Source organism: Pseudomonas marincola, from assembly GCF_900116605.1.
In the GTDB taxonomy this organism is placed as follows: Bacteria; Pseudomonadota; Gammaproteobacteria; order Pseudomonadales; family Pseudomonadaceae; genus Aquipseudomonas; species Aquipseudomonas marincola.
In genome coordinates, this window is the sequence record NZ_FPBC01000028.1 from 1 (window position 1) to 7086 (window position 7086).

Sequence of the window (7086 nt, forward strand, 5' to 3'; positions counted from 1 at the left end):
GGACGCATCATGGGATGAACTCCAGAGAAAACAGGAGTTCAGCATCCGCTGATCTGCGGGCTATAGGCAGGTGGGGTTTATGGAGCGCTTACGATGACACGTGCTTAGCGTGACGCAAGCCTTGAAGAGTCACGCCTCCACTGATCCGGCAAGGCTACTCCCCAAGGGACCTTCGGCAGGCGTTCCATGCTGTTCCGGAGGGCCTGTGCACATGCGATGTCTAACCCTTCGAGGGCGCCTGAGATAGCGACACGCCGACCATCTGCTCTTGATATGGGAAGTGTTCGGTACCGCCGTTCTGAATGGTAAGGTGTGATGTCGGCCATTTTGCCGCAGGGAACAGGGTATTGAACGGAACATTCTTTCCCGATTGCGGCGGGTGCTCCAGCAGGCAGATCTGCCCAAGGGACGCTCTGACGCCTACGAACACTTTTCACCGTAACAGTGATCCTACTGTCGGGCTAAATACCTCTAGCTTCCGCAAACGGCCAGAAGCGGACGGTACAACCCGGATTGCGACTTCAACACAGTTCCTGCCAGAATGTCGTTCGGCTCGACCTGCATCGCGTCTAGCGCCTTTAAACGTTGGGGGCGGGTGTTAGCCGGAAACGAACCGAGGTCAGCCAACTGTTGCCGACGCTAGAGCGCAAATACGTTGGTAAGAGTTCGCGTCGCTCGATCCTGCAAGCATCCCACAACGAGGTGACATGGGATGGTCGGCGTATCCAGTGTGAACAAGCTCGCCCGGTTTGAGGTGAGCAGTACGATCGGATCAACCACAATGTTGCAGATACAGAAGCCGCGCACTCTTATCGAGTGCGCAGAAATAACGGGCAAAACAGGCGCAGCAGCCCCAGCCGGTAGCTCAGCGTTATGGCCGTTGCTACGGCGGCGACCGGCAACAGGGTGAGCCAGACCAGCACCGCCATCGACGGATGGTCAGCCTTGAAGCAGCACACAGCCGATACCATCAGCGCCAGCCAGCCCAGGCTGCGTAGATAGTCCGGCGCAACCTCGTCGGCGCTGAACACCTGGCGCCAGTGCGCCGGCAGGGACAACGCCAACCAACTGGTCGCCAAGCCCATGCTGGCGGCGGCACCCAGCAACCACAGACCTGCATTACTCATAGGCCACCCCACCGATGCGAGTCCGGTCCGCGACCTCAACCGGCCTTGCCAGACGACGCGCGGTGAGTAGCGCTATCAGCGCGCAGGCCAACAGGCTCAGATCGACGCCGGCCACGGCCCAGTAGGGTTCAAGCAGCATCCTTTTGACCAGGTGGTCCCCCGTGGTGATCCAGTTGAGCAGCACCGCAGCGACGCAGAGCAGCGCCAGGCCGGATTGTGCCGCGCCTGGGCCACTGGTGCACTACGCAACAGCGCATGCAGCAAACTCAGCAGCCAGGCACCCCAGAACACCCACTTTTCCCATTCGCCACGGCCAGGCATGGGCTCAGGCAGCAGCCGGTTGGCCGCCAGCATGGCGACCGCTGCCAGCAGCATGCCGGTAACCGTGGTGACTGCCATGGCGTCAACCAACCGACAGCCCTGCAGCCCGAGTCGGGCGTGCTCCTGCTTGCGTATCTCGACGAAGAACACAAAACCGCTGGCGATGCACACACAGCCGAGCAGACCGCCCGCCACGTACAGCCAGCGCAGCGCCCAGTGTTCGAAGTGCTGCAGGTGCAAGCCGGTGAGAAATTGATTGACGGAACCAACCGGGTCACTCGGCGGGTCGTTGCGCAGTAGCTCGCCGGTACTGGCCTTGAAGTGAATGCCCTCCCCGACCAGCGCCACACGATCACTGCCGGCGCGGTAGATGCTGACGTAGCCGTTGGCGTCATTTAGATGCTCGATAGTCAGCAGCCCGACCTCTCCCGGCATATCGCGCGTAGCCCAGATGCGCTTGGCCTCGGCCACCATGGCATTGGCGGAGGCCATCTTCGCGGGCACACCGGCCTCATCATGGGGCAAGCCGGTATGCGCCGCCTCGATCACCTCATGCCGATTATGCAGCGGTTTGAGCAAGGTCCCGGAGACCGGGAAGTAGTACATCGACGCGAAGATCACCAACCGGTGAAGGCAAAAAAGAAGTGGAACGGCAACGCCACCACGCCAGTCATGTTATGCAGGTCCAGCGCGCTGCGCTGGGTCCGCTTGCGCGGACGGAAGGTGAAAAACTCCTTGAAGATCTTACGATTGATCATCCGCTGGGTCCTTTGGCTGGTTGGGGATACCAAACTCGCCACCAATGCTCAGCACGGGATCTCGGTGGGTGGTGTAGGCATAGAGCGAGACCATGGGCATGGTTTCCGGCGCCGGCAGGTCGCCGATTACCCGCCCTTTGGTTGCCGCCATATCCACCGGATGCGGTTTGAGATCGGCAAATACCTGTTTCAGCAGGTTGTTGTAGGACGGCATAGGCTGCGGCTCGAAGCGCGTATCGGGGATCGCCCAACGATCGATCTCGCGGTCGAACACCGACAGTGCACCGAAAAAGAAGACGACCATCAGCACGAAGCCCAGCACCAAACCGAACCAGGTGTGTACCCAGGCCATGGATTGGCGAAAGTTGTTCAGCATGGCTCTGCTCCTATCCGATGATCATGCGCTGCAGCTGCCAGGCAACAGCCAGCATCAAGACGCTGCCGAGCGCCAGTACCATCGAGACCCGCCACAGACTGGCTGCGGAAACAGCGCGAGATACAGGACGAAGGCCAGCATCATCATCGCCTGCTCGGCGGCATGGTAATCGACCCCAACCCCATTCAGCGCCGCCACGCCCTAGACGAATGCATAGCAGCCGAAGATCGCGGCCAGAACACGAGATACCACCACAACAGGAGCCATTACTGACAGGCTCACCAGCTGTAGCTCAGCTTGGCGGTGAGTTCTCGGCCCGGATTGTAGTAATCCGCAGTTCCGGAGCCCACGACATGCTGCTCATCCAAAAGATTACTGACATTGACCGCCAGATCCGTGTCCTTGGCAATCTGGTAATTGAAGGCTGCATCAAACAAGGTCGTCGCCTCGCTCTCGCCGGTGTCATTGAAATACCTTGAACTGAACCGTCAGCCCAAGCGAAAGAGCAGGATTGCGCTGTTCTGGAAATCCAGCCAAGCTCTTCTGAGGAAACGAATAGCTGCGGAGTCGTGGGTATGCCGTTCTCTCCAAAGCAGCCATCGCTTAGCACCCAAGCATGCAAAAAGATCAGCATAGACGCTCGCAGGTATGACGCAGGAGGGGCAAGGCGCAAATATATAAACTGCTTTATATCAATAATATACAGGTCTTATGTCCTGATTTTCCTTAATCTCGGCATAATCCTTACATTAACTAGCAGGAAATTAAATGTTAAAAGCCCTGCGTGCATCTAGCATGTGGAGTTTTTCTCCTTGCAGCCAGCCGGCAACGATAGGCATGCGCATTTAATAGCTCATTGTGAGTATCCGAATAGACGCTTGCCAAGGACACCATCTTGAACATACGAATGTTCTTGAAGTTGAAGATGGCGATCTAGCAACGGAAAATCTTTCCTAGGGAAACCCCCTAAAAAACGGTACAAGGTTTCATAGCCTGCCCTGTTGATATATGGAAAAATCGCTGCCTTATGCAGGTCTCTTGGGATCAGCATCCCGCCCCTTCTTTTCTCACACAGTTTAGTAAATATCAAAAACCTTGAGTAGGGGATAATCTCCAGTAGTGATGCGGTTAAGACCAAACTACCAAATCTACTTGATGGATCGGCCGTGGACGCCCCCAATAATATACTCTGCTCAAAAGAGCTTGCGTCGGGTGCTCGTGCATCTTTCCTCGTTTGCAAGTGGATTCTAGCGATTCCGCCTCTACTACCACGAAAGGGACATTGAAGGAAAATATTGAATAGCCTATAAAATAAATCGTGCAATGTAGGTTGTTGATTGTCTCTACTGATCAGAGCATGCTCAATCTTTGTGAAGGTACTTGAGCAAAAACGAAAGAATAGAGTTTCCTCTATGGAGGCATTGTTTGATATCGAATTGCAGCTTTGGACAAACGCATCCCATGCCCTTGAGTAACGCGGTGTATCAACTAGTCTCACCAACTCTCGATCATGGGCAGCGCAGACACAAGAATAAATGTAACACCAGTCCTTCCGCCATATAGGCAAACGACCATTCGCCACATCATCGCGTAAGCAATCAGGGCAAAAAAAACGGCGATACCTCCATTCGACTAATTTATCGCCTCGAAGGCAAAAAAAATTTCGTAATAGTTCAGGGGTAATGTCCCCGGCTACACAACTTAATCGCTGGCTGGCGGATAAGAATTCTGAGTCTGGGTCCGAATATTTGATCTCCACACCCTCCCACCAATACGCTGGGCGTTCTGTTGATGATAATCGAGGGAAGCCAGCGGCGTTTGGATTAATGCTGCATCGAAACAACCAAGATGAAAGTGTTTCTTCAGAACTTGGTGTTGGCAAGCCAGAGAAACTCACTACTAATAGCCCCAAGGATTCTTGTTTGCTCGCCGCAGCATATCAACATCCACCTTCTCCCCCCCCATTTTTATGGCATAACAGGCAGCCGCCCTTATCAATTCGAGTGTTTTGTCCATGCGCCCATTCGACATAGATAAAATAGTGCCTACCATCTCCTCAGAGTACAAATGTGATGGCTGTTTTAGCGGTAGGGACTCCTCTACCTCCAAGAGGAATGACCTGAACTCCTCACTCTCTATCCAGTCATCAAGAGCAACTTCGTGAAAACGTCTCTTAAATTCATAATTGGATTTAAGTGCGTTGCGCGCACTAGCAGTGCCAAAGCAAAATAGTTTCAATCCATATTCAGGGCCGAGCAGCTTTTTAAGAATAGACATGTTAAAACGCTGCTCTTGCTTCGAGCGTAGCAGTGCATCATGAAACTCGTCGATCACCAGCCCCCAAATTTGCCTCAGCCTAATAACCTCTCTAATCTCGCTTGGCAGGTCAGAGCTACTTCGGCGACTTGAGCCAGAGCCAACTGGTATTCCGAGCGCTAAAGCTATCTCATCTTTAAGGCTTTTTTTGGTATCTATTTCTGGGGATGCAGCCAAGGAGACAAAAATCAACCCTGCACTCCTTTTTACATGGTTTGGAATCTTAGATATTATAGCCGTCTTTCCAGAGCCACCTGGGCCAACCACAAGCAAAGCAGGCGCACTCATACGATCTGGTACATCCGCGATATTATTCATCATGCGAAAAACAGCTGCACTAGAGTTATTGTTCACCCATATTTCTTGATGAATTAAGGCTATTCGCGTATCAATATTAGAAGACAAATATTTTCTGATGTCCGACCGGACGTGCTCATCACTCATGACTCATCCCCAGGTCGAAATTTTTTTGGAGAGGCTGAATAATTTGGCTTGATATGTTCCCTGTCAGCGTTAAAGCTACTACTTCTAGGATTTGGATTTGCCTCAGTATAGACTTTTTCAGCGGCCTCTCGGCGTCTTTCCTTCTGCGTTAACTTTTTACTTTCCTCTTCAATTTTTTGCTTCCCTCTGTAGGCTTTTAACCCGCCATCACTATCTATGGCTCCGATGCGGACTGGGTGACGATAGAGCTTGCCGGCACGATATTCCTCATAGGTAGGAGCCTCAACGGTTACGTCAGACAGGTGTATTGGGCAAAATTGGCCATCCAATTTCACCCATACAACATTCATATCGTACGGGTCATATTTGACTATGACATTTCTAGTCCCCACATGAGACCCCAATATAGGATCCCAATAAACTTGGCCATGCAAATTAATGCCACCAGGATTAATTTTTCGGTCTTCTTGAGGCATGAACCAAATCTTTAATTGCTCGGAATTCAAGCCTGCCGGGGGGTAAGGAAGCCCTCCGTTGGGCGCGAAATAGTTTGTCCACGCTTGTCGCGGGCTACACTTTAATGCGCTATGAACTGTTGAGTGATAGACAACTACTTCGCGAGAGAACCAGCGAAAAAAATCAGAGAAGGTCATGGTTGCATTTCTTTCGCTGTTAAGTCCTCTGCGCGCAACAGAATTTGACATTGTAGTCCCCGGCAAGAAATGCACCTTAGTAGTCATGAACGTGCCTATCAGCCGTTCAACATGACCGCCAAAATGTTTTCTTCCTACAGGTCGGTATTCGGGGGAAATCCCAAAAGATTCACACCCTACTTTAAATTTTGGGCTGGTGAACTCTGCGGCATTGTCCATATGAAGGACTTCAGGCTTTCCATAGTAGGGGTAGTCTTCTGGATCCAAGCCAACACTTGCCGAAAAGTTTACTTTAGGAAGGACAGAATGACTAAGAGCGCAAGCCACTGAAACAGTAGACGGGACGTAAAGGCTAAGATAGTAACCAAGAATAACCCTGGTATAGACATCAATTACAATTGTCAGCCACGGGCGTCCAATAATATTTATGCGATCATCAGCCAACAGAATTATATCGACGAGGGTGTGATCCATCTGTACCCATTGCAGCGGCCTTTCAAGATTTTTTTTACCCGGGCGAGCTGAAAATTCTTGCGTCGCGGCATCAGGACCTTCTTTAATTCTCATTCTTGTTTTTTCTGAGAGGATTAAGCGTACACGCCTCAATACCGTATCTTTGGAAGGGCATGAAAAACCTTGCTCCTTACATGCAACATCCACCTCGCTCCACACTTTGCTGTAGCTGGCTCCTTTCGACTTGAATTTTTTAGCAGCCTTGAAAATTATGACCTCAACCGACTCATCCAGTCTCGTAACGCCTTTCTTGACACCCCGTGTCTGCGCAATTAAAGATAGTGGGCCTACGTCAGCGTCAAAAATTTTAGCCAAACGATAGAAGTAACTCTTTGATACACCCAGTAAAGAACAGTACTTAGTGACTACCCCTCCCTCAACCTTCCACTTTCTGATAATTTCAAAACGCTCAGCTGCCAATGAAAGTTGATCAACGGTGTAATCATTGACATTCAAACCCTCCCCATGATCACTACCATTAATTGCCGTAACACTAGGGATTCGCTGAATGTCGCGCGCCGACACCAGTATTACTTCACCAGAGTCGACAATTGTTACCCTTATCGTTTTGTCACTAA

Annotated in this window: 7 protein-coding genes; all 7 read right to left on the bottom strand. The window is 51.6% G+C overall.

Translation table 11 applies throughout. The annotated features are described in order from the left end of the window. Positions 1-809: 809 nt before the first annotated feature. Positions 810-1127, bottom strand: coding sequence for a DUF3325 family protein (locus tag BM395_RS23020; protein WP_024075430.1), 318 nt, complete (start codon positions 1125-1127; stop codon positions 810-812). A gap of 96 nt (positions 1128-1223) precedes the next feature. After that, the gene (locus BM395_RS23495) at positions 1224-2054 is read right to left on the bottom strand and encodes a PepSY-associated TM helix domain-containing protein (protein ID WP_196448527.1); all 831 of its coding nucleotides are present in this window, start codon (positions 2052-2054) and stop codon (positions 1224-1226) included. Positions 2055-2065: 11 nt separating this feature from the next. Continuing rightward, positions 2066-2206, bottom strand: a complete 141-nt coding sequence (locus BM395_RS23500) for a PepSY domain-containing protein (protein ID WP_196448528.1) — start codon at positions 2204-2206, stop codon at positions 2066-2068. Next, entirely contained in the window at positions 2193-2582 is a 390-nt protein-coding gene (locus tag BM395_RS23505) for a PepSY-associated TM helix domain-containing protein (protein ID WP_090515957.1), read from the bottom strand. Before BM395_RS23505 ends, BM395_RS23500 begins: the two co-directional genes overlap by 14 nt. Before the next feature lie 278 nt (positions 2583-2860). Beyond that, positions 2861-3019 carry a TonB-dependent receptor gene (locus BM395_RS23035; protein ID WP_023628987.1) on the bottom strand — a complete coding sequence of 53 codons (159 nt, stop codon included), beginning with the start codon at positions 3017-3019 and terminating at the stop codon, positions 2861-2863. Positions 3020-4481: 1462 nt separating this feature from the next. Then, positions 4482-5342, bottom strand: a complete 861-nt coding sequence (locus BM395_RS23040; RefSeq protein ID WP_024075431.1) for a TniB family NTP-binding protein — start codon at positions 5340-5342, stop codon at positions 4482-4484. Next, the coding region (locus BM395_RS23045; protein WP_342029838.1) for a Mu transposase C-terminal domain-containing protein at positions 5339-7086 on the bottom strand (1748 nt) is incomplete at its 5' end. The genes BM395_RS23045 and BM395_RS23040, both read right to left, overlap by 4 nt.